This is a genomic window from Gluconobacter cerinus, from assembly GCF_002723935.1.
In the GTDB taxonomy this organism is placed as follows: Bacteria; Pseudomonadota; Alphaproteobacteria; order Acetobacterales; family Acetobacteraceae; genus Gluconobacter; species Gluconobacter cerinus.
This window is the reverse complement of the sequence record NZ_BEWM01000003.1, coordinates 94052-113094: the sequence shown is the minus strand read 5'-3', so window position 1 is coordinate 113094 and position 19043 is coordinate 94052. Positions and strand designations below refer to the sequence as shown.

Genomic DNA, 19043 nt, shown 5'->3' with positions numbered 1-19043 from the left:
CAGACGGTCCGTTTCAGGCCCAAAGTGGCAACGAGATTTTGAGCCTGTCATGTCCACAATGCGGAAAACCATCAAGGCAGTTTTGTGTCCCAGATGTAGGCGACGGCTGCCTGTCTGCTTGCTTCCGGCAAACGGACAGGCAGTTCAGGGGGGGGGGAGCCGTCTGTCCGCTGTAGGATAGAATGAATGGAAAGCGGCCATACGTGCCGTTGAGGCCCATGATAGCTTCGCGCCCCATTGAAGTCGTTCACGTGATGAGCGGATCATCCTGAGATGCTGCCATCGATTTGGTCCAATCTGACAACCGCTATTGAGTAAGAGGCAGTTTTATAAGCACTGTGGCTAGAGCTGGCCGAGTAGGGTCTGACTTGGCCGCGCCAAGTTGAAGCTTTTGTTGCTCTGGCTTGACAAGCTGTCGCAGCTTTATATTGCCGCCGCGGGAGAGGATATGGTGCTTTCATTCTACGAGGCAAAACAGCAGCTTCTATCTGGTCTGCCGCTCACTTGGGACAAGTTCGGCGACCATAAAGCAGGCTCGGTACATCTCGCCTCTGCTAGTGCGCGGCGACTGTTTCGCTTCCTGCTCACCTGCGACCAATCCAAAGTCGCCGACGCGCACGAGAGTCTCTTTGACGGCTTGGTAGCGGCTTGGGAGCATGAGACTATCGACCCTGCAACCGAGACAGAACAGAGCGGGACGGCGACGAATGTCGGCCCTTGGCGCCTCACCCGAATTGAAACCAGCGGCTTCGGGGGATTGAACCAGATCGGGGGGCCTAGTTTTTCTGTGCCGTTCGACGGAGAAAACTGGTGCCTTGAAGGGCAGAACGGATCAGGTAAGACGTCGCTGACCAGCGCGATCATCTGGGCGATGACCGGCTACCGTTGTCGTGATCAGGATGGGCTGTATCTTGAAACGGGGGTCCGATCTCCTGTCGAAAACGATGCTGGCTCAACGATCGGGAGTTGGCCTTCCTTTGTGTCCTATCCGAACAGCGCAATGGCATTGGCCGGTACTGCCGAGACTTGGGTACGTCTGACCTTCCATGATCTGACCGGTAACACTGCCCACGCATATCGCAGACTGGTTGCCGCGCCGGGCGTCCAACCCGTAATCGAAGTCGATATTTCGGCCGACCTCCTGATAGCCCCCCAACTTTTGGAAGTCGGGCTCCTCATGCCTGCTCGCCTTGCCCGTATCGGTTTCGGCGGGGGAAGCCAGTCGATCTATGAAGCGGTGAAGCTCCTGACTGGGCTCGATCAACTGGCTGCTATTGCCGATGGCGCGGCCAATCTCACTCACCGATCCAAGCGCTTTCTCAAATATGCGCTAGACAAGGGGGGTGACACCATCGCGGCGCGACTTAAAGCCGCTCTTGAACGTGCGTCCCGAACAGCGGTCGCAATCGACTTCAACTTGAAGGTTGAGGGCAAGCGCGAGGACAAGGGCTACGCTCAGGAACTCCGCGATGTCGCGAAGACGGCTTCGGGCCAGGCTGCCGGATATCTCGGCGTGCTGACCTCGGAGATCGCTTCGACGCTAGACACGGCGAATGCGGACGATCGAGGTAGGATCAAGGCCGCGGTTAATTCGGCGCGTGCGATCTTGGAAGATAGTTTCAAAGGCTCCGACGTGTTTTCGGCTTGGAAGGCGCTCGCAAATGCTCCGGGGGACACGCCGTTTCAGGCGCTCCCAGGTCTGCTTACAGACGTAAGGGCCCGGCTCGCCGAAGCGGTTTTATGGGACAAGCGACAGGCCGAGGATCAAAAGCTTCGGTTGAAGGCGCTCGCATCTCGTTTCTACGAGCCGGCACAGCATTCTCATGAGAGTGCTGATTGTCCTTTGTGTGAGGGAAAACTGACCGGCGAAAATCGCGCTGCGCTCGCCGACGAGCTTGCAACCCTGAAGCGGGCTGCATCCGTCGCAGAGCGTAGATTGGCCGACGTTTGTACTGAACTCGAGAAGTCGATCCGCGATCTCGTACCGCGGGCCGTTGACGCGTATTTCGACACCTTGTCAACAATGCAGCCGCGTCACGCTTTTTCGGAGGCCGTCAAGCAGGTATTTGTCCAAGGAGCGCCGTTCTCGACTGTCCTGACCGGTATAGCTGTATTTGCCTCGGCTGCCGCGGATAGCTTAGCTCAGAAACTTCCTGCCTTCGTGCACTCCATGACGGCACCAGATCCGCTTATGCCCCCGGCGACGGCCGGGTTGCTGAGCTACATCGCCAAGGTAGAACGTGTGATGGCATTGGCTATGTGGTGGCAGACGCATCGTCCCCAATTCGCGACCGCTTGGCGCCAGGTGACGGGCAGTGCGGCAGAAGACGGAATGTATCCGGCCGACTGCATTGAGGGCAAGATTCAGGCGCTTGAGGCAGCCTTGGAGCGCGCCGCCCCGCTCGATCAACTCGCCAAGGATTTGGGAGCCGCCGCGAAGGAAGCCGATCTGTGGCTTCCGATCCACGAGCAGCAACTCGTTCGGGAAGCGATAGCGACGGCGCTGGTGCCTCTGAAAGATCTGCGTCTGCTCGTCGCCGCCCAAACTGCCGGATCGATCTCGGCGCTGTCCGACCGCATGAAGGCAATCCTAGGGCGAATTCATTTTAAGGAGAGACTGTCGTTCGAGGATGCCGTCTTGGCGAAGAAGTCTGTCCTCATCGCTGGCAGCTTCGATCCTGGCGTGCGGGTCGACGCGTCCGTGGTCGCCAACAGCTCCTGGTTGCGCGCGATCCTATGGGCTTTCGTGCTCGCCGTGCGCGAGCAGGCAATCATTGACGCTGGGGCCAATCCGTTTCCTTTGATGCTGCTGGACGATCCTCAGGTGACCTTCGATCCGCGTAACAAGCGCAAGTGGGCCGAGGAGATCGCGAGGATGGGTAAGGCGGATCAGGTCGACATTGCGGGGGCGCAGATCCTCATAATTACCCATGAGCGCCAGTTTTTTCAGATGCTGGTCAACTCGGAGAAGCTGCCCGGTCAGCAGGGCCTCGTTGTACGCCTGTGTGACGCTTCCAAGGTGGCGACGATCATATTCGGAGATTCCCTCTCCAGCACTTTCGCTGATGCACAGGCCACGAACGACGACCAGAAGGGGCACGCCTATGTCCAGAAGGTTCGCATCTATCTGGAAGATCTCCTCAAAATTATGCTTCGCGCCGAGGATCCAGACATCGTCAATAAGACCTTGGACGAACTGGCCACGCTGATGAAGGCGCGGCGTACTGCGAGCGTGCCCCCATTCACCAACCCGTCATTCGGCAAGTTGCTCGAATATATCGCAGGCGGTGGTGGTGGTAAGGCGATGCAATATATCAACGAAGCGCATCATCATTTTGATGGTACAATCGGTGTCGCGCAGGCGATCGATGTAAGGAAATTCTGGGAAGAAAAGGTCGAATCACGGCTTCACACCTGCTTTAAGATATTTTCCGAATTCGAAGCCCATGTGGGCGAGCCGCGCTTGTTTGCCTGGATGGATAACGTGGTGGAATTCCCGACGACCGATGCTGCCGATCTCAGGGCGGCCACGTTTTTCCATACAGGGATCGCTGCGGCAGCGAGAACCGATGGGCGTGCCGGCGATGGCCTGATCACGATGGCAGATTTATCAGAAGCGCAGCGGGTCACTCTACACAACCACGCCGCCTTTCAGTTGGCTGCGGGAACGCTCGACCCGGTGGCTGATGTCGGCGACGTGATCATAGTGAGCAACTATGCAAAAGTGCATGAGAGGAATCTCGTCGTCACCACGTTTCAGGACCAGCTACTCGCACGCCGGTATAACGAAACTGAGGTACATCCACACATCGCCGTTCTGACTGGCCAAGCCACTGATCCGACGTCGCTTGCGCAACCTGTAATCGCTCCGAAGGAGCAGATCCATATGCGTAAGATAATTGGGACGCTCTTTGCGAAACACCAATTGCCCGTGCCGCCCCAGGCGGACAATGTGGAGTTCGTTGCGCTCACCAATTTCGCGGTGGTCCACGCGATGCTCAAGGACGCCAGATTGTTTCAGGTCGCAGGTCGTAGTGCCGAACCCGTCGCGCTGGATGGTCAGTACATCATCACCCATTCGGTCGTGATGACGAGTGCCGCGATCGCACAATTGGAGGGGCGATTGGTGATCGCCGTTGATGATACTGGTACCCGATATCTCAAGCGGTTCCGGCCACATGGCCAGTTTGTTGTTCTCGAGAGCCTCAACCCAGATGGAATGACGTCAGCTGAGTTGCTGAGTTTCGGCGGGGAACAGGGATTGCCCAAGTTGACCGCGCTGATGGAGGTCGTCGGGATCCTGTTCGAGCTACCTTCATGATGCTATCCTGTCCGGCGCCGAATGGCAGCTGTTGATGCGACGGAGCATTAGGCCAAGCTCTGCTACCTGCTGGTTGTGGTCCCGATGGAAGGAAATAGGATGCCCAGCATGGCCGATCCGATGAACGCTCTGATCGATTTCCGCCGAGCGATCGCGCAGCAGGAGATTCGTGTTCAGCCGGCGGCCTTCTATCCGGACGTCTTCTTGCATGTCGACCAGCCCGCAGGCGCACCAAGATACACCTATGCGCTGGTTGAAGGCGGCGAGGTCACGGCTGTCGCGCTCCTCGCCCTGACCGAACCTATCGAGGGCGTGCCGACCTTCCAACTCGGCTATGCAGTGATAGAATCGCGTCGAAGCAACGGGCGCGCGCAGCGCGTCGCGATGGCTGCGATCGACGAGTTATGCCGCGGGCTCTGCCGGAACGGCATTACGAAGCTCTATTTCGAGGCCGTGGTCGATCGCGAGAACGTGGCGTCGCTTCACGTTGCCGACAAGGTGATTGGAGGTCCGCGCACTGAGTTGTTCGATCACGCCTCCGGCGTGCCGGCCATCCAGTTTAAGCGCCTGGTCGATTCCAGCCAGTAGCCGAGAATCCAACCCATCAAATCCCGGGACTAAACACCTTTATGTGTTTCCCGCCTTGCATTTCTGTTTTCATCGTCACGAGATCTCAGGGCTGCCAGACATTAAGGGACATAGGCCCGAACGAGAGCGTTTCAAGCGCTATCCTATCGGTTTCTCTATATCGATATTGTGGAGATCGAGACCGCTGAGGATAAGCTGTACCTCTTCGTTGCCATCGAGCCGACAGACAAACTCGCTGTCACACAACTGGTCGAGAAGGCCAATCGGAGGACGGCTTGGGAATTCCTCAGACATCGCCTATAAAAAACCAATCATCCACGAAACGTTTTTCGCCGTATATTTGATCATCTATAAATCCATCTATATCTGTCTGGGTCTCTTGTCGGAAAGTCAGGAGGAGCCTGCCACAGCCTTGTCTGAGCTGTCCGATGTCGTTTCCAGCCAAGATCAATCAAAGCGCGTGCGAGAATCTGCTGCTCATCAGAGCGGATGGGCCTTTTGTAATATAAAACGTGCTCAGCAATAACGTTTAGAGGCAGTCCTTCATGCTTATATTCATCATAGACTGCGATTAGGCGCCCAGAGCCCAGTTGGGGAAGAAGGTCCTTAATCGTGATTGCATCAGACCAATAAGAAATATTTGCAAATAGAAACTCCATTGCTTTGTCTTTGTTTTGTTTTAAATTTCCATTGTCGTCCCGGATCGGAGTAAATTCTTCGAGAATTTCATAAATTTTTTTATCCGAGAAGTTTTCACTATTATTATAGCGGTCGGACCATCGAAGATTTAATTCCTTAGGAAAACTTTCAAAAATATCTTTGATATTATTCAATAAAATTACTTCTCTTCTTCTTGGGCATGAAAACTCATATATTCCTCGAACAGAAGGGGGTCTTATAATATTACTGAGAATCCAGTAGATGATATCTTGACATAAAGCCTTGTCCTCGAGGGTTTCCCAAGGGCATTCCCACGAAAAATCGCTGTGAGCGGCATCGAACATAGGACCGTCTTTCGTCATGAAATGAGACTTGTAGATGTTTGGCTCTGGTTGGCTAGGGGGTTAAAAATCGGCCCCTAATGGCGCTGTGCGGCGGCATGAGAGTGACTGTCGTCATGACGCACGAGTTTTTCGATATCAAGCAATCGAAAAAGAGTCCGGCGCGGACCGATCTTAAAACGTTCTAGTTCGCCGGCTGCGACGTATCTGTCGATTGTGGAGAGAGACACGCGTAGCCGCTCAGAAGCTTCACGACGCGTTATAAAGATGTCTTCAGAGCGACGAGGAGGCCATATCGAATTCATCACACACCAATCCCAATTGCCTCTGCGAGACAAACGATGACGCTCTTTCATCTTGGGTTCGTTGGTGTTCACGAGATTTCGTGGCGTTTCCGCATTTAAGCGGATTTAGTCTCTCGGTTTTACATATTGTGAGCGTCAACTAATTCGTGAACATTAGCCGAACATTCGTGATAATTTCAAGAGTTTTTTTGAGCATTTTTTACAGGGTGCTATTTCCATTGCGTGCTCGGACCAACTGTGGATGGTTGGGAAAGACAGGACTTCAGTCAGCAGGTCGCGTCGATAAATTTACAGGACGACGCATATCGCGTCCGGATGCTGCACGATGACGCATTTTTTAAGATGGGGCCCAAGGTGGGATGGATTTTGATAAATCAAATAACTCTCTGAGAAATATTGAAGTTTTTAATTTATCTGGCGGAGAGGGTGGGATTCGAACCCACGGTACCCGCGAAGGCACAACGGTTTTCGAGACCGCCCCAATCGACCACTCTGGCACCTCTCCGTACGGCCTACAGAAGCAGACCTGATCGATGGCGCGGCTTATGACTGGCTTTTCAGCATAATGCAAGAGGGAGCCACCACTCTTTCCCTAATTAAAGTATGGCATGACCTACTCACAATTTGCTGTTTTTGATTGACTGGAAGGCTGTCTCCTTGTATCGACCCGCCTGTTCTAGCCGTCCCATGTGGTCGGTCAGGAACCAACGATAAGAAGCGACTGGGCTGCGCCAGACCGGGAATACCCCGGCAAAAGCGGCCAAGAGATCGGAACAGCGAGAGTTTCCAGAATGTTTGCAGTCATCCGCACAGGCGGAAAACAGTACCGTGTTGCTCCTGAGAGCATCCTGAAGGTTGAAAAGCTTGAGGCTGAAGCCGGTAGCACCGTGACCTTCTCCGACGTCCTGATGGTCGGCAGCGAAGGCAGCGTGACCGTTGGCGCGCCGCTGGTTGCTGGCGCAACCGTGACGGCCACCGTGGTCGCACAGGATCGTCTGGCCAAGGTCATCATCTTCAAGAAGCGTCGCCGTCAGAACAGCCGTCGTAAGAATGGCCACCGCCAGCACGTTACCGTGCTGCGCATCGACGCGATCAACGCGGCCTGAAGCCGCACTAGGAAGGATACACAGCCATGGCACAAAAAAAGGCAGGCGGTTCCAGTCGTAACGGGCGCGATAGCGCCGGTCGCCGTCTCGGCGTCAAGAAGTTCGGCGGCGAGAGCGTTCTGGCAGGCAACATCATTGTCCGTCAGCGTGGAACCAAGATGAAGGCTGGCAGCAATGTCGGCATTGGTCGCGATCACACACTGTTCGCCCTTGTGGACGGACATGTGAAGTTCCAGCGTCGCGCCGAAGGCCGCGTCCACGTTTCCGTGGCGCTGCCGGAAGCCGCCGAGTAAGTCACCGCGCCCCAAGCGCGAGCGGAAGGGCCGGTCCTCCCAAGGGCCGGCCTTTTTCATATGTTGCGGATAATACGATGAAATTTCTCGACCAGGCCAAGATCTATGTACGTTCCGGCGATGGCGGTGACGGCGTGATCGCCTTCCGTCGGGAAAAGTATGTCGAATTCGGTGGCCCTGACGGTGGTAACGGCGGGCGTGGTGGCGATGTTCTTTTCCGCGCCGTCCCTGCCCTCAATACGCTGATCGACTTCCGATACACACAGCATTTCAAGGCCCGTAAAGGCGGCAACGGCGCAGGTTCCGATAGAACTGGCGCAGCTGCGGAAAACGTTATCATCAATGTGCCCGTCGGCACGCAGATCTTCGATGAAGACCGCGAGACACTCCTTGCGGATCTGGATGAAGACGGCAAGGAGATCCTCCTGTGTCGCGGCGGTGATGGTGGCAGAGGCAATGCCCATTACAAGACCAGCACCAACCGTGCGCCACGCCGAGCCGACAAGGGTTGGCCGGGCGAAGAGCGTTGGGTCTGGCTTCGCCTGAAACTCATTGCGGATGTGGGCCTGGTTGGCCTTCCGAATGCAGGCAAATCTACGCTTCTTTCCGTAGCATCCCGCGCACGACCGAAGATTGCAGACTACCCGTTTACCACTCTGCATCCGCAGCTTGGTGTCGTACGCCTGAATACGACTGAAGAGTTCGTAATTGCGGATATTCCGGGACTGATCGAAGGCGCAAGCGAAGGCGCAGGCCTCGGAGACCGCTTCCTAGGCCATGTCGAACGCTGTGCAACGCTGCTTCATCTGATTGATGGAACAGAATCGCAGATTGTAAAGCACTGGCGCCTGATCCGGAATGAGCTTGAAGCGTATGATCCGGTGCTGGCCGCCAAGCCTGAAATCATTGTGCTCAACAAGTGCGATTCTCTGACCGCCGAACAGAAATCAGCAAAAAAACGGGCTCTTGCAAAAGCATCTGGCGCAGAAGTGCTGACACTCTCCGGCGTGACAGGCGAAGGCCTGCCCGAGTTACTCCGGCTCCTTCAGGATCGTGTCAATGCAGCAAAGGAAAGCAAGCTGGCATGACCGCCAAGGCCCCTGCCCCTCAACTGGCGCAGGCGCGCCGGATTGTTATCAAGGTTGGAAGCGCTCTTCTTGTTGATGGCGCACAGGCAGCGCTGCGGGCCGATTGGCTGCGCAGTGTCTGTGAGGACATCGCCAGCCTAAAGAAAGCGGGCACAGAAGTTGTTGTTGTATCCTCAGGGGCAATTTCACTTGCAAGACATCAACTGGGTCTGATGAACCGCCGCCTGCGCCTCGACGAGAAGCAGGCGCTTGCTACTGTCGGTCAGATTGGCCTTGCTCAGGGCTGGAGCGATGCCCTCGCCCAGCATGGACTTGTCGCCGGTCAGCTACTTCTCACGCCCGACGATACAGAAAGCCGTGAGCGCCATCTGAATGCTCGCGCCACACTCCAGACACTGCTGGACTTGGGCTGCATTCCCGTCATCAATGAAAATGATGCCATCGCCACCTCAGAAATCCGCTTTGGTGACAATGATCGCCTAGGTGCCCGTGTGGCACAGATGATTGAAGCGGACTGTCTTGTGCTCCTTTCCGACATTGACGGTCTTTACACGGCTGACCCGCGCACGGATCCAGCGGCGCGTCATATTCCAGTCATTGAGCAAGTGACGGACGACATTATGGCTATGGGGGGCGAGCCTCCACCTGGCTATTCGTCTGGTGGAATGCGCACGAAACTTATGGCAGCCCGCATTGCCAACCGTGCGGGCGCATCCATGGTTATTGCGGCAGGACAGGCACAGAATCCCATTCAGAAACTCCTGGATGGTGGTTTATGCACCTGGTTCCTTCCCCAGACGGATACTGGCTCTGCTCGCAAACGTTGGATTGGAAGCAGCCTGCATCCCAAGGGAGCTCTTGTGGTTGACGCGGGAGCGCGAAATGCCCTGATTGTGGGCGCGTCACTCCTGCCTGCCGGCGTTACCGCGATTGACGGGCACTTTGAGCGCGGAGATCTGGTGCTGATCAAAGATGAGCAGGGAGATGTGCTGGGTCGCGGCCTAGCGTCCTACACAGCCCAAGAGTGCACGAAGCTTATCGGCCATCGCTCCGAGGAAATGGAGCAGCTTCTAGGCTATCGTGGTCGCGATGTTCTGATTCATCGCGATGACCTTGTGCTGGATCAGCACTAAAGCCTTTCCAGCACAAATTTGTGTCTAGCCTCTTGGAGGCCACCGGAGCTTCGGCTCCGCACGGGCTCTAAAAGCCTCATCATCGTCATTTCGAGTAGATACAGACCGAGGGGCAAGCTCTTCCCGCTCCCGCGCAGCGCTCTGTCGCGTCTGCTCACCCTCCCAAGGAGCGCGGGACCAGCTTTTTTTAGAGGCCTCAGGCTTCTTGGCCACTCTGCGCAGAGCATCAGGGTCAGCCACCAACGGACCGTCTTCATAGGACGGTCCCTCAGCACGCACGACAGCGGCAGGCTCAAAATAATCTGCCGGCTCCGAAGGTACGCGCTCAACTGAGGGCGTTTTCTGAACAGGCGCACGAACACCGGCAGTCGGGCTCTTCTCGTCAGCAAGGCGCCCGGCGGCAACCATCCGGTCTGACGGCGGGGCCGTCAGACGCAGGGACAGGGATTGAAGCTCTGCACGCAGTTCTCCAATCTGGAACTCGAGTTCCTGCAACCGTGGCTTAACACCGAAAACGGCAAACGGCATGCAGACCAGAGCCAGCGCGAACAGGCCGACAATGATCAGCAGAGACATCAATGCCCATAAGGGCAACCATGAAATATCGGGCATCATGCTCCGGTCCGGATATTAAGAGAGCCAGACAATGCGGGTTCGATCCGGAGACGCCGGATTACATGCCAAGAGCGCGGCGATAGATATCAAGAAGCGTTTCCTGCTCTTCCACTTCCGCAGGCTCCTGCTTGCGCAGCTTGATGATCTGCTTGATCACCTTCACGTCAAAACCAGCAGACTTCGCTTCAGAGAAAATATCCTTGATGTCACCCGCCAAAGCCTTGCGTTCTTCCTCCAGACGCTCGACCCGCTCAATGATGGAGCGCAGGCGGTCAGCAGCAATGCCACCCGTTGCGGCGCCTTCGATTTTGCTTTCTGCGTCCATGTTCATTTTCCTTTTTCAGGCATAAGTCCGGGGCATCGCAGAGATGCGACACCAGCCGCGCGGCTTATCGCGCCAAGGCTTGGGAGGTCAACGGAATTATGTGCACATTTAGGGAACGCACGCGTTTCCGTGATGCCTCCTCCCGATGTCGTGCATGCCCGTTCCCTTGACATAAAGCCCCCCAGAGCGGAACTAGACCCTGCCTGCAAAGGCCTGAACCCTAAACCCTTTTCCCCCGACAATCCGGGTTCGAGAGGTCAGAGAGCACCCATGGAACACGTCCAGCAAGTCGAACCATTCGACTATGTTATCTTTGGCGCCACCGGCGATCTCACAATGCGCAAGCTTCTGCCTGCGCTTTATAACCGTCTCCGCATGGGACAGATACCAGACGATGCCCGCATCATTGGTACCGCCCGTACGGATATCGACCGGGACGGCTATGTTGCCCGCGCCAAAGAGGCGCTGGAACGCTTCATCCCCGATGATGTCCGATCTCCGGTCCTCGTAGACCGTTTTCTCGGACTTTTACACTACGTCACACTTGATGGCACGAAAGCCGACAGTGAGTGGAGCGCCCTGTCCTCCATTCTCTCCGAAGCCCCGGCTGACCGGATCCGCGTCTATTACTTCGCGACGGCACCTCAGCTGTACGGAAGAATTTGCGAAAATCTTCACAGCCACAATCTCGTATCGCCGCATTCGCGCGTCGTGCTGGAAAAGCCGATCGGCACGGATATGGCGACTGCGACAGCCATCAATGACGGCGTGGGCCAGTATTTCCCTGAGAATCAGGTCTATCGTATTGACCATTATCTCGGGAAAGAGACGGTCCAGAACGTTCTGGCTCTTCGCTTTGCCAATCCGATCATGAACGCCGTCTGGTCTGCCGAGCAGATCGAGAGCGTTCAGATCACGGCTGCTGAAACCGTCGGGGTTGAAGGTCGCGCATCCTACTACGACACGTCAGGCGCCATGCGAGACATGATCCAGAATCATCTCCTGCAGGTGTTGTGTCTGGTCGCGATGGAAGCGCCTGATTCCCTGGAAGCCGATACCGTCCGTAATGCCAAGCTGGCCGTGCTAAACGCACTGCGCCCGATTACGGATGAGACTGTCGCTTCTGAGACCGTCCGCGCGCAGTACACTGCTGGCGTTGTCGGTGGCCAGAGCGTTCCAGGCTATCTGGAAGAGCTGGGACAACCGAGCAACACGGAAACATACGCCGCAGTGCGTGCCTGGGTTGATACCCCACGCTGGAAAGGCGTTCCTTTCTATATCCGGACGGCCAAACGCTCTGCACGCAAGGTTAGCGAGATCGTTATTCGCTTCCGTGCTGCGCCGACAGCTTTGTTTGGTGCGACGCCACCGGGAAACCGGCTGGTTATTCGCATTCAGCCGAATGAGGGTGTTGAGCTACAGCTGAACGTCAAGAACCCGGCTCTGGACGCCTATACCTTGCGTACGGCAGATCTCGACACGACAATCCGCATGGAAGGCGGCCTCCCCTTCCCGGACTCGTATGAGCGCCTTCTGCTTGACGCGGTGCGTGGGAATCCGGTTCTGTTCATTCGCCGTGACGAAGTTGAAGCGGCATGGCGCTGGGCCGAACCTGTGCTCAAGGCCTGGAGCGAGAACCAGGTGCCGATGCAGACTTATAGCGCCGGGTCTTACGGTCCGGAGAAATCTGCAGCGCTGCTCGCCGACAAGGGCGACAAGTGGCACGAAGACATGGAGTAATTGCTTTTGACTGACCCCGCGAACGCGAAGCCCCGTTTTACACGGGGCACACGGCGTCCGCCCCGTACACTCAAACAGCACCTGATGCGCCGGCTCCTGATTGTGGTGCCGGCGTTTCTGCTGATGTTCGTGGTCGTTCGTTCCGGACTTTTGGATTTTTCCTACGACAAGTTCACATTCAACAAGCTGAGCTGGTTCGATAATACAGCCCTTGTGGAACATCTGCGACTTGTCGTGACCAACGACGGACTGACGGACATGCCCAAACGTTGTCTCGTGTTCGTTGTGAATGGCAATGCTGCCGAGAATAATCCGGACATTGATGTCTTGGGACGCCATGGTAATGGCTGCCCCGGAGATAAACCGTCAGCTGACAAACTGTTCAGCCTGAAGGTTGATCGCAGTGAGCGCACGATTCAAACCGATGCAGGAACGCCTGGTACGTTCCACGAACTGCGGCTTTAAAGCTTCTACTCAGGAAGGTCGTGATCCGGCCTTCCTGAAAGCCTCCCGTAAAAATACGCCCCCTTCCCGCAATGCCGTCCGCCCATCCCTGAACAGGGTATACCCGTTCAGAAAGCCATGAATCATACGTGGAAACACCCGGTATTTAACGGTTCCTCCAGCCTCCCTGAGTAATCGCGTGTAAAGTTCACCTTCTCCACGCAAAGGGTCAAACCCGGCTGTCACGATCATCGCTTGAGGAAGATCACTGAGATGATCCGCAAAAACAGGCGAAAATTCCGGATCGAACAGTTGATCGGGCGATGAGAGCGTCTGAGAACAATACCAATACAGAAGGTCTGTCGTCAGCATGTAACCCTCAGCGTAATCATGCCGGGATAAAGGAATGACCGGGCCACTCAGGGCTGGATAATAAAGAACCTGGGCAGCCAGTTGCAGATCAGGCTGTGAGCGACTCCATTGCGCCAAAACAGCTGACAGATTTCCACCCGCACTATCCCCTGCTACAGCAATCGGCAGATCCGGCGCCGCAAGTTTAAGCCATTGAAGGGCTGCCTGCGCGTCTCTTAGGCCTGCTGGGAAGCGATGCTCTGGTGCCAGACGGTAATCAAGAGACAGAACCATCGCGCCTGAAGACGCAGCCAGGCGGCAACAGATTCCGTGATGTGACGTCGTATCGCAATGTACGAATCCGCCACCGTGCAGGAACAGCACCACGCCCGATACGGTCCCTCTTGGCCGATACAGGCGTGCAGGTCGCAATCCTTCTTCGCCTGGAACCCTGATGTCTACCCATTTGCGTATCCGCAGCGATGACAGGCATTGCGGAAAGCTGGGGCGCCCGGTGATCTTCCGGATCTGCTTCAGCACATCCGGCGATGGGACCGGACCGGGGATCTCTGGCACCACCTCAACAGGCACTGCCGGACGTACAATACCTCGGCGGCGAGCCTGCCATGCGAGCCATGCAAGAAACAGCCTCAGGGCAAATACTGGTTTCATTCCAGCATCATGCAGAGAAACCAGAACAAAGTCTGCCCTTGACCCGCAAACGCTCCCGGCGCAAGGTCCGCACCGCCAGACGGCTGGACGGTCGCTGTGACTGGGATGAGGATCCCCGTCATGGAGGAAAGTCCGGGCTCCATGGGACAACGGTACCGGCTAACAGCCGGCGGGGGCGACCCTAGGGACAGTGCCACAGAAAACAGACCGCCCGCCGGACTGTTCCTTCTTGGAATACGTCGCGGGTAAGGGCGAAACGGTGTGGTAAAAGCACACCGCGATGCCGGCAACGGCGTCGGTCACGGTAAACCCTACCGGGAGCAAAACCGAATAGGAACGGCAGGCTGCCGCAAGGCAGCCGGGAGCGTCTCACTCCGTCGTTCGGGTTGGTTGCGTGAGGCATGCAGCGATGCATGTCCCAGAGGAATGATCGTCCCGCCTTTTGGCGGACAGAACCCGGCTTACAGGCCGTCTGGCACCTCTGATGAAAAACGTTCTCCAGTAATTCTCAAAAGCTACGCCATGAGAACATAAAGGGAACAAATAACGGCAGGTATAGATCTCGCCGTGCGATTATCCCTGATAATTCCTAACAAACAGCAAAAAATCGCGTCACAATTTCCACTATGAAAATAGCCGCAGTTTTCTGCGGTTTTTCGCAGATATATGTTTGACGTCCCATGAAATCCCATGGTATCCCAAGAAAGAACAGAGAAATACCTGATCACCTTGCGCAAGTCCTGAAGTGAAGGGAGGCACATCATCAATGAGCATGTTCCTCGGCACACATCAGAACCGCTTTGACGCCAAGGGACGTGTTTCCATTCCGGCCCCCTTCCGATCCGCTCTCAGAACGCAGGCTCAGCCTGGCGAAGCGCTGGTCATTCTTCGGCCCTCACATCTTCATCCGTGCATCGAGGCCTGGACGTCCGCCGCTTTCGCCTCTCTGGCGCAGCCTCTGGACGAATACGATCCGTTCTCTGAAGACCACGAAGATCTGGCGGCCAGCCTTTACGCAGATGCGTATCCGCTCGACAGCGACAAGGAAGGCCGGATCATTCTTCCCGATGTTCTGCGCGCCCATGCATCGTTAAGCGACGAAGTGTCCTTCATGGGACTGGGTCGCGTTTTCCAGATCTGGAATCCCGCCGCAGCAGCAGAGCGTCGTCATCAGGCCCGCGCACGGGCAAAAGAACTTACCAGCAGCCGCAAACCGGCCACCGGAGATGCGGCATGAACGCAATCACGCTCGTCCATCAAGGACATGTTCCCGTCATGCTGAAGGAGGTGCTCGAAGCACTTTCCCCGCGTGAAGGCGGCCGGTATCTGGATGGAACATTTGGCGGCGGCGGTTACGCACGTGCCATACTCAACAGCGCAGATTGCACCCTGCACGGCATTGACCGTGACCCGACTGCGATTGCCCGTGGTGAAGCCATGGTCGAGCAGGCCAATGGTCGACTGTTCATGCATCAGGGAACATTCGGGGACATGGAAGCGCTTGTGGGCCAGGACGGACCGTTTGACGGCATCGTTCTGGATCTCGGTGTTTCTTCCTTCCAGATTGATCAGGCTGAACGCGGCTTTTCTTTCCGTAATGATGGCCCGCTGGATATGCGCATGGGAGGCGAAGGCCCTTCTGCTGCCGATCTGGTAAATTCCATGAAGGAAGGTGATCTGGCGGATGTTCTCTATCGTTATGGCGAAGAGAAGCTGTCCCGTCGCATCGCACGCGCCATTGTGGCAGCCCGCGCGGAAGAACCCATTACGACCACGGGCCGCCTCGCGCATATTGTTCGGTCCTGCGTCCCCAAAGACCGCTCCAAGATCGATCCCGCTACACGCAGCTTTCAGGGCCTCCGGATTGCTGTGAACGACGAGCTGGGCGAACTGGAACGCGCGCTGGAGGCAGCCCCTCGCCTTCTGGCTCCAGGCGGCGTGTTCGTTGTTGTGACCTTCCATTCCCTTGAAGATCGTCTAGCCAAGCGCGCCATGGCGGAACTGGCAGGTCGTACCGCCAATCCGTCCCGCTATGACCCGGCGCCTGTCCGGAAAGAGCCTTCGGCTTTTTCTCTCCTGTATTCCCGCCCCCTGCCTGCCACGGAAGAGGAAGCGCGGGATAACCCCAGAGCACGCAGCGCCCGGTTGCGCGCCCTGGTTCGTAATTCCGCCCCACAACCGCCCGCCTCAGGAAACCGAGCATGATCCGGCCCTTCACCATCGCCTGCGCTGTTCTCGCCGCAGGGTCTGGCCTGTTTCTCTACACCAAGAAGCATGAGACGACGGTCCTCGACCAGAAGATCACCAAGGTCGTACAGGAAACGCAGAAAGTCCGCGCGCAGACAGCCATGATGCGCACGGAATGGGCCCTGTTGAACCAGCCGGATCGTCTGAACACTCTGGCCGCGCGCTTTCTTCCCGACCTTCACCCTATGGCCCCGGATCAGTTCATCCGCATGGCCAGTCTTGAATCACGCCTTCCAAACCCGGGCTCTCGCCCTGTTCCAACAGATCCGCGAGAAAGCCTGCATGAAGTCGTCAACCGTGCGGCGACCGAGGCACATCTTCCGCTGCCGGCTCCTCCGGTTGTTCACCCAGTTGCGCCTGTTCAGCATGCTCCGGTTATTGCTGCAGCCACGCCTGCAGCTCCCACACCTCATGTCATGACAGCCCGTGCCGTCACGACGCATGTTGCTCACCCGCATGCTGACCGGATTGTCCATTCCCCAGACATGGATCTGGCCTCTGCTCGTCCTGTGACACCGCACGTCAGCGCGACACCCCGTTCGGACGTAACGCCGACCGTCCGCCTTGTGAGCTATCATGGCGCACGCCCGACACCGCTGGTCGCTGCGGCGTGGCATACGCAACCCGTCCATCAGGTTCGTGAGGCGTCTTTGACCCGCGTTGCTGAAGAGCGCCCACGCCCGCACCATCATGCCAGCTCTGCGCTGGGAAATGACGAAGACGCATTGCCCCCGCCAGTTCCGTTGGCTAACTGAGACCCTCTCTTCTTTATTAACTGCTCGTTCAGTATTTTCCGGATAGCTTCGGGCGAGCACCTTAGACAGGACGCAACGCCGCACGATGCCTCAGGACGTGCCACCCCCATCAGGTTCGCGTCGCGCAGCGCGCCCGGGCAAACGGGAAGAGCGGCGCGACTCACAGACGGCAGTGCGAACGCCTTCCCGCCGTCTTAATCTGGATCAGATGCATAGTCGCCTTCTGGGCGTCGGCATGGGTTTTCTGGCCATTTATGGCGCAGTTGCCCTCAAAGCCACGTTCGCAACGGTGCTGATGCCCATGGAGCCCGAGAAGCGCCAGATTGCACCTCAGGTTCCAGAAATTCCGAAAAGCGATCCACGTGGTGAAATGGCAGGCGATTTCGTCCTGCCTACAGTCAAACGCGCCACCATTACCGACCGTAACGGGCAGGCCCTGGCGCTGTCTCTTCCCGTCGCGCAGGTTTATGCCAATCCGATGGAACTGATTGATCCAGAGGACGCGACAAAGAAGCTTAAAACCGTTCTGCCCAAGCTGGATGAAGCCGAAACCGTTCGTCGTCTCTCACTAAAGAAGCAGTTCGTTTACATCGCTCGTGATATTTCCCCTGTGCAGGAAATCGCGATCAATAATCTTGGTATTCCCGGTATTTATTTTGAAGCCGGTGAGCGCCGTCATTACCCGCTGGGCCGGACTGCCGCTCAGATCATGGGCAGCGTGGATATTGATGATCATGGCATTGCTGGCGTGGAGCGCTTTTTTGATCAGCGCCTGAATTCAGATCGCACGCCTCTACGCCTGTCTCTGGACGTTCGCGTTCAGGCTGTCGCGCATGATGAACTGATGGCCGCCAAGGACGAGTTCTCGGCTATTGGTGCTTCGGCCATTGTCATGGATGTTCGAACGGGTGAAATTCTGGCCATGGTCAGCCTCCCTGACTATGACGCCAATGATTTCAACCATGCACCGAACGACGCGCGCTTCAACCGTGCTGTGACAGGCATGTACGAGCCAGGCTCGACATTCAAGCTCCAGACAGCCGCGATGGGTCTTCAACTTGGTGTAGTTCATATCTGGGATCGGTTTTCGACCATTCCCATTCGTGTTGGCCGCTTCACCATCCGCGATATGAAGACTGATCACTTTGCGCCATGGCTGTCTCTGCCGGGTGTGCTGGCCTATTCGTCCAACCCGGCTGCGGCTCATATTGCACTGGATGTCGGCGCCCAGCGTCAGCAGGACTGGCTGCGGAGCATGGGCTTCTTCAACCGCGTCCCGGTAGAGCTTCCGGAAGCCGGACGCCCCCTAGTACCCGCATCGAAAAACTGGGGCCTCTCCACTGTCATGACTGTCGGCTTCGGTCATGGTGTGGCTGAGCCTCCGCTAGCCATTGTGCGCGGCACGGCGGCTACCGTGAATGGCGGCATTCTTTTGAAGCCCACACTGGTGGCCCGGGATCAGCAGGACGAAAGCCAGACACCTGATGCCAAGGTGCGCCCTGTTGTTTACAAGCCCGACGAGGCAGATAGCGGCGATGACATTGGTGCACAGACACCTGTCGGAACGCGGGTTCTGTCAGAAAAGACGTCTGCCCTGCTGCGCAAACTGCTGCGTCTTGACGTTACCTTGGGAAGCGGCAAATCGGCTGAAGTTCCGGGCTATTACGTGGGTGGAAAAACAGGCACGGCTGAAAAAATCGGTGCTCATGGTGGATACCTGAAACACGTCAACGTTTCGGCCTTCACCAGTGTTTTCCCGATGAATAACCCGCATTACGCGGTGTATGTCATGCTCGATAGCCCACAGGGAACTGCGGCCACACATGGCTGGACCACTGCCGCATGGAACGCAGCGCCGACCGTCAAGAAAATTATTTCCCGTGTTGGACCTATCCTGAACCAGTTCCCGGATACGGCCAACAAGGACGCCATTGATGCATCTCTCGCCATCCCCATGAATCCGTCCGTGCCAGCGGGCTATCGTGCCCTTGGCCCTGGTAACGACCCTGGGGATCCGCGCAATCAGGCGCACACTCCCAAGACACAGCACTGAGCCTGC

At 56.7% G+C, this 19043-nt stretch carries 17 protein-coding genes, 1 tRNA gene, 1 other RNA gene and 1 pseudogene; 14 read left to right on the top strand and 6 right to left on the bottom strand.

All coding sequences use genetic code 11. The annotated features are described in order from the left end of the window. The first annotated feature begins 394 nt into the window (after nt 1-394). From GCE01_RS07660 to GCE01_RS17110, 3 genes and pseudogenes are all read left to right on the top strand, one after another. Entirely contained in the window at nt 395-4321 is a 3927-nt protein-coding gene (locus GCE01_RS07660) for a hypothetical protein (protein ID WP_099212165.1), read from the top strand. Nucleotides 4322-4429: 108 nt separating this feature from the next. Beyond that, nucleotides 4430-4909, top strand: coding sequence for an N-acetyltransferase (locus GCE01_RS07655; protein WP_145995781.1), 480 nt, complete (start codon nt 4430-4432; stop codon nt 4907-4909). A gap of 52 nt (nt 4910-4961) precedes the next feature. Then, nucleotides 4962-5209: pseudogene (locus GCE01_RS17110) on the top strand (IS481 family transposase); the annotation flags it as partial. Nucleotides 5210-5253: 44 nt separating this feature from the next. Here GCE01_RS17110 and GCE01_RS07650 read toward each other — a convergent pair. The 3 genes from GCE01_RS07650 to GCE01_RS07640 form a co-directional block, all read right to left on the bottom strand. Beyond that, entirely contained in the window at nt 5254-5913 is a 660-nt protein-coding gene (locus tag GCE01_RS07650) for a hypothetical protein (protein ID WP_244591128.1), read from the bottom strand. A 74-nt stretch (nt 5914-5987) separates the two neighbouring features. Beyond that, nucleotides 5988-6215: a helix-turn-helix domain-containing protein gene (locus tag GCE01_RS17405; RefSeq protein WP_099212161.1), complete on the bottom strand. Its 228-nt coding sequence runs from the start codon at nt 6213-6215 to the stop codon at nt 5988-5990. Nucleotides 6216-6630: 415 nt separating this feature from the next. Further along, nucleotides 6631-6720 (bottom strand) — tRNA-Ser (locus tag GCE01_RS07640). Nucleotides 6721-7006: 286 nt separating this feature from the next. Between GCE01_RS07640 and rplU the strand changes: the two genes are divergently transcribed. The 4 genes from rplU to proB all read left to right on the top strand — a co-directional run bounded on the left by rplU (nt 7007) and on the right by proB (nt 9835). Continuing rightward, nucleotides 7007-7321: a 50S ribosomal protein L21 gene (rplU, locus tag GCE01_RS07630; RefSeq protein ID WP_046901386.1), complete on the top strand. Its 315-nt coding sequence runs from the start codon at nt 7007-7009 to the stop codon at nt 7319-7321. 26 nt (nt 7322-7347) lie between these two features. Further along, complete coding sequence (gene rpmA, locus GCE01_RS07625) at nt 7348-7614, top strand: 50S ribosomal protein L27 (protein ID WP_046901385.1); 267 nt, start codon at nt 7348-7350, stop codon at nt 7612-7614. 77 nt (nt 7615-7691) lie between these two features. Further along, nucleotides 7692-8702 (top strand): GTPase ObgE, encoded by a 1011-nt coding sequence (gene obgE / locus GCE01_RS07620; RefSeq protein ID WP_064273106.1) that lies wholly within the window; start codon nt 7692-7694, stop codon nt 8700-8702. Then, nucleotides 8699-9835 carry a glutamate 5-kinase gene (proB, locus tag GCE01_RS07615; protein ID WP_099212159.1) on the top strand — a complete coding sequence of 379 codons (1137 nt, stop codon included), beginning with the start codon at nt 8699-8701 and terminating at the stop codon, nt 9833-9835. The genes obgE and proB overlap by 4 nt, the downstream gene beginning before the upstream one ends. Nucleotides 9836-9859: 24 nt before the next feature. Here proB and GCE01_RS07610 read toward each other — a convergent pair whose 3' ends face one another. Further along, nucleotides 9860-10450 carry a hypothetical protein gene (locus GCE01_RS07610; protein WP_099212157.1) on the bottom strand — a complete coding sequence of 197 codons (591 nt, stop codon included), beginning with the start codon at nt 10448-10450 and terminating at the stop codon, nt 9860-9862. A 58-nt stretch (nt 10451-10508) separates the two neighbouring features. Next, complete coding sequence (locus GCE01_RS07605) at nt 10509-10775, bottom strand: DUF2312 domain-containing protein (protein ID WP_007283547.1); 267 nt, start codon at nt 10773-10775, stop codon at nt 10509-10511. Between the two features lie 270 nt (nt 10776-11045). On the opposite strand from GCE01_RS07605, the gene zwf reads away from it, so the two are divergent. Continuing rightward, nucleotides 11046-12515, top strand: a complete 1470-nt coding sequence (gene zwf, locus GCE01_RS07600) for a glucose-6-phosphate dehydrogenase (protein WP_099212155.1) — start codon at nt 11046-11048, stop codon at nt 12513-12515. 6 nt (nt 12516-12521) lie between these two features. Further along, the gene (locus tag GCE01_RS07595; RefSeq protein ID WP_046902046.1) at nt 12522-12980 is read left to right on the top strand and encodes a hypothetical protein; all 459 of its coding nucleotides are present in this window, start codon (nt 12522-12524) and stop codon (nt 12978-12980) included. Between the two features lie 9 nt (nt 12981-12989). Here the strand turns inward: GCE01_RS07595 and GCE01_RS07590 are convergent, their stop codons facing one another. Then, nucleotides 12990-13982: an alpha/beta hydrolase gene (locus tag GCE01_RS07590; RefSeq protein WP_099212692.1), complete on the bottom strand. Its 993-nt coding sequence runs from the start codon at nt 13980-13982 to the stop codon at nt 12990-12992. Nucleotides 13983-14057: 75 nt separating this feature from the next. Here GCE01_RS07590 and rnpB point away from each other — a divergent pair. The 5 genes from rnpB to GCE01_RS07565 all read left to right on the top strand — a co-directional run bounded on the left by rnpB (nt 14058) and on the right by GCE01_RS07565 (nt 19037). Next, an RNA gene (rnpB, locus tag GCE01_RS07585) (RNase P RNA component class A) lies at nt 14058-14462 on the top strand. A 286-nt stretch (nt 14463-14748) separates the two neighbouring features. After that, nucleotides 14749-15219 (top strand): division/cell wall cluster transcriptional repressor MraZ, encoded by a 471-nt coding sequence (gene mraZ, locus GCE01_RS07580; RefSeq protein WP_046901379.1) that lies wholly within the window; start codon nt 14749-14751, stop codon nt 15217-15219. Beyond that, entirely contained in the window at nt 15216-16187 is a 972-nt protein-coding gene (gene rsmH, locus GCE01_RS07575) for a 16S rRNA (cytosine(1402)-N(4))-methyltransferase RsmH (RefSeq protein WP_099212153.1), read from the top strand. Before mraZ ends, rsmH begins: the two co-directional genes overlap by 4 nt. Next, nucleotides 16184-16984: a cell division protein FtsL gene (gene ftsL / locus GCE01_RS07570; protein WP_099212151.1), complete on the top strand. Its 801-nt coding sequence runs from the start codon at nt 16184-16186 to the stop codon at nt 16982-16984. Before rsmH ends, ftsL begins: the two co-directional genes overlap by 4 nt. A gap of 85 nt (nt 16985-17069) precedes the next feature. Continuing rightward, nucleotides 17070-19037 carry a peptidoglycan D,D-transpeptidase FtsI family protein gene (locus GCE01_RS07565; RefSeq protein WP_099212149.1) on the top strand — a complete coding sequence of 656 codons (1968 nt, stop codon included), beginning with the start codon at nt 17070-17072 and terminating at the stop codon, nt 19035-19037. Nucleotides 19038-19043: the final 6 nt, after the last annotated feature.

What these genes read in the sequence shown, in the direction of transcription:
- obgE (WP_064273106.1), top strand. Translation starts at nt 7,692, where the DNA reads ATGAAATTTCTCGACCAGGCCAAGATCTATGTACGTTCCGGCGATGGC.
- GCE01_RS07565 (WP_099212149.1), top strand. Translation starts at nt 17,070, where the DNA reads ATGCCTCAGGACGTGCCACCCCCATCAGGTTCGCGTCGCGCAGCGCGC.
- GCE01_RS07605 (WP_007283547.1), bottom strand. Translation starts at nt 10,775, where the DNA reads ATGGACGCAGAAAGCAAAATCGAAGGCGCCGCAACGGGTGGCATTGCT.
- proB (WP_099212159.1), top strand. Translation starts at nt 8,699, where the DNA reads ATGACCGCCAAGGCCCCTGCCCCTCAACTGGCGCAGGCGCGCCGGATT.
- ftsL (WP_099212151.1), top strand. Translation starts at nt 16,184, where the DNA reads ATGATCCGGCCCTTCACCATCGCCTGCGCTGTTCTCGCCGCAGGGTCT.
- mraZ (WP_046901379.1), top strand. Translation starts at nt 14,749, where the DNA reads ATGAGCATGTTCCTCGGCACACATCAGAACCGCTTTGACGCCAAGGGA.
- rsmH (WP_099212153.1), top strand. Translation starts at nt 15,216, where the DNA reads ATGAACGCAATCACGCTCGTCCATCAAGGACATGTTCCCGTCATGCTG.
- GCE01_RS07655 (WP_145995781.1), top strand. Translation starts at nt 4,430, where the DNA reads ATGGCCGATCCGATGAACGCTCTGATCGATTTCCGCCGAGCGATCGCG.
- rpmA (WP_046901385.1), top strand. Translation starts at nt 7,348, where the DNA reads ATGGCACAAAAAAAGGCAGGCGGTTCCAGTCGTAACGGGCGCGATAGC.
- GCE01_RS07610 (WP_099212157.1), bottom strand. Translation starts at nt 10,450, where the DNA reads ATGATGCCCGATATTTCATGGTTGCCCTTATGGGCATTGATGTCTCTG.
- GCE01_RS07590 (WP_099212692.1), bottom strand. Translation starts at nt 13,982, where the DNA reads ATGAAACCAGTATTTGCCCTGAGGCTGTTTCTTGCATGGCTCGCATGG.
- GCE01_RS17405 (WP_099212161.1), bottom strand. Translation starts at nt 6,215, where the DNA reads ATGAATTCGATATGGCCTCCTCGTCGCTCTGAAGACATCTTTATAACG.
- GCE01_RS07650 (WP_244591128.1), bottom strand. Translation starts at nt 5,913, where the DNA reads ATGTTCGATGCCGCTCACAGCGATTTTTCGTGGGAATGCCCTTGGGAA.
- zwf (WP_099212155.1), top strand. Translation starts at nt 11,046, where the DNA reads ATGGAACACGTCCAGCAAGTCGAACCATTCGACTATGTTATCTTTGGC.
- rplU (WP_046901386.1), top strand. Translation starts at nt 7,007, where the DNA reads ATGTTTGCAGTCATCCGCACAGGCGGAAAACAGTACCGTGTTGCTCCT.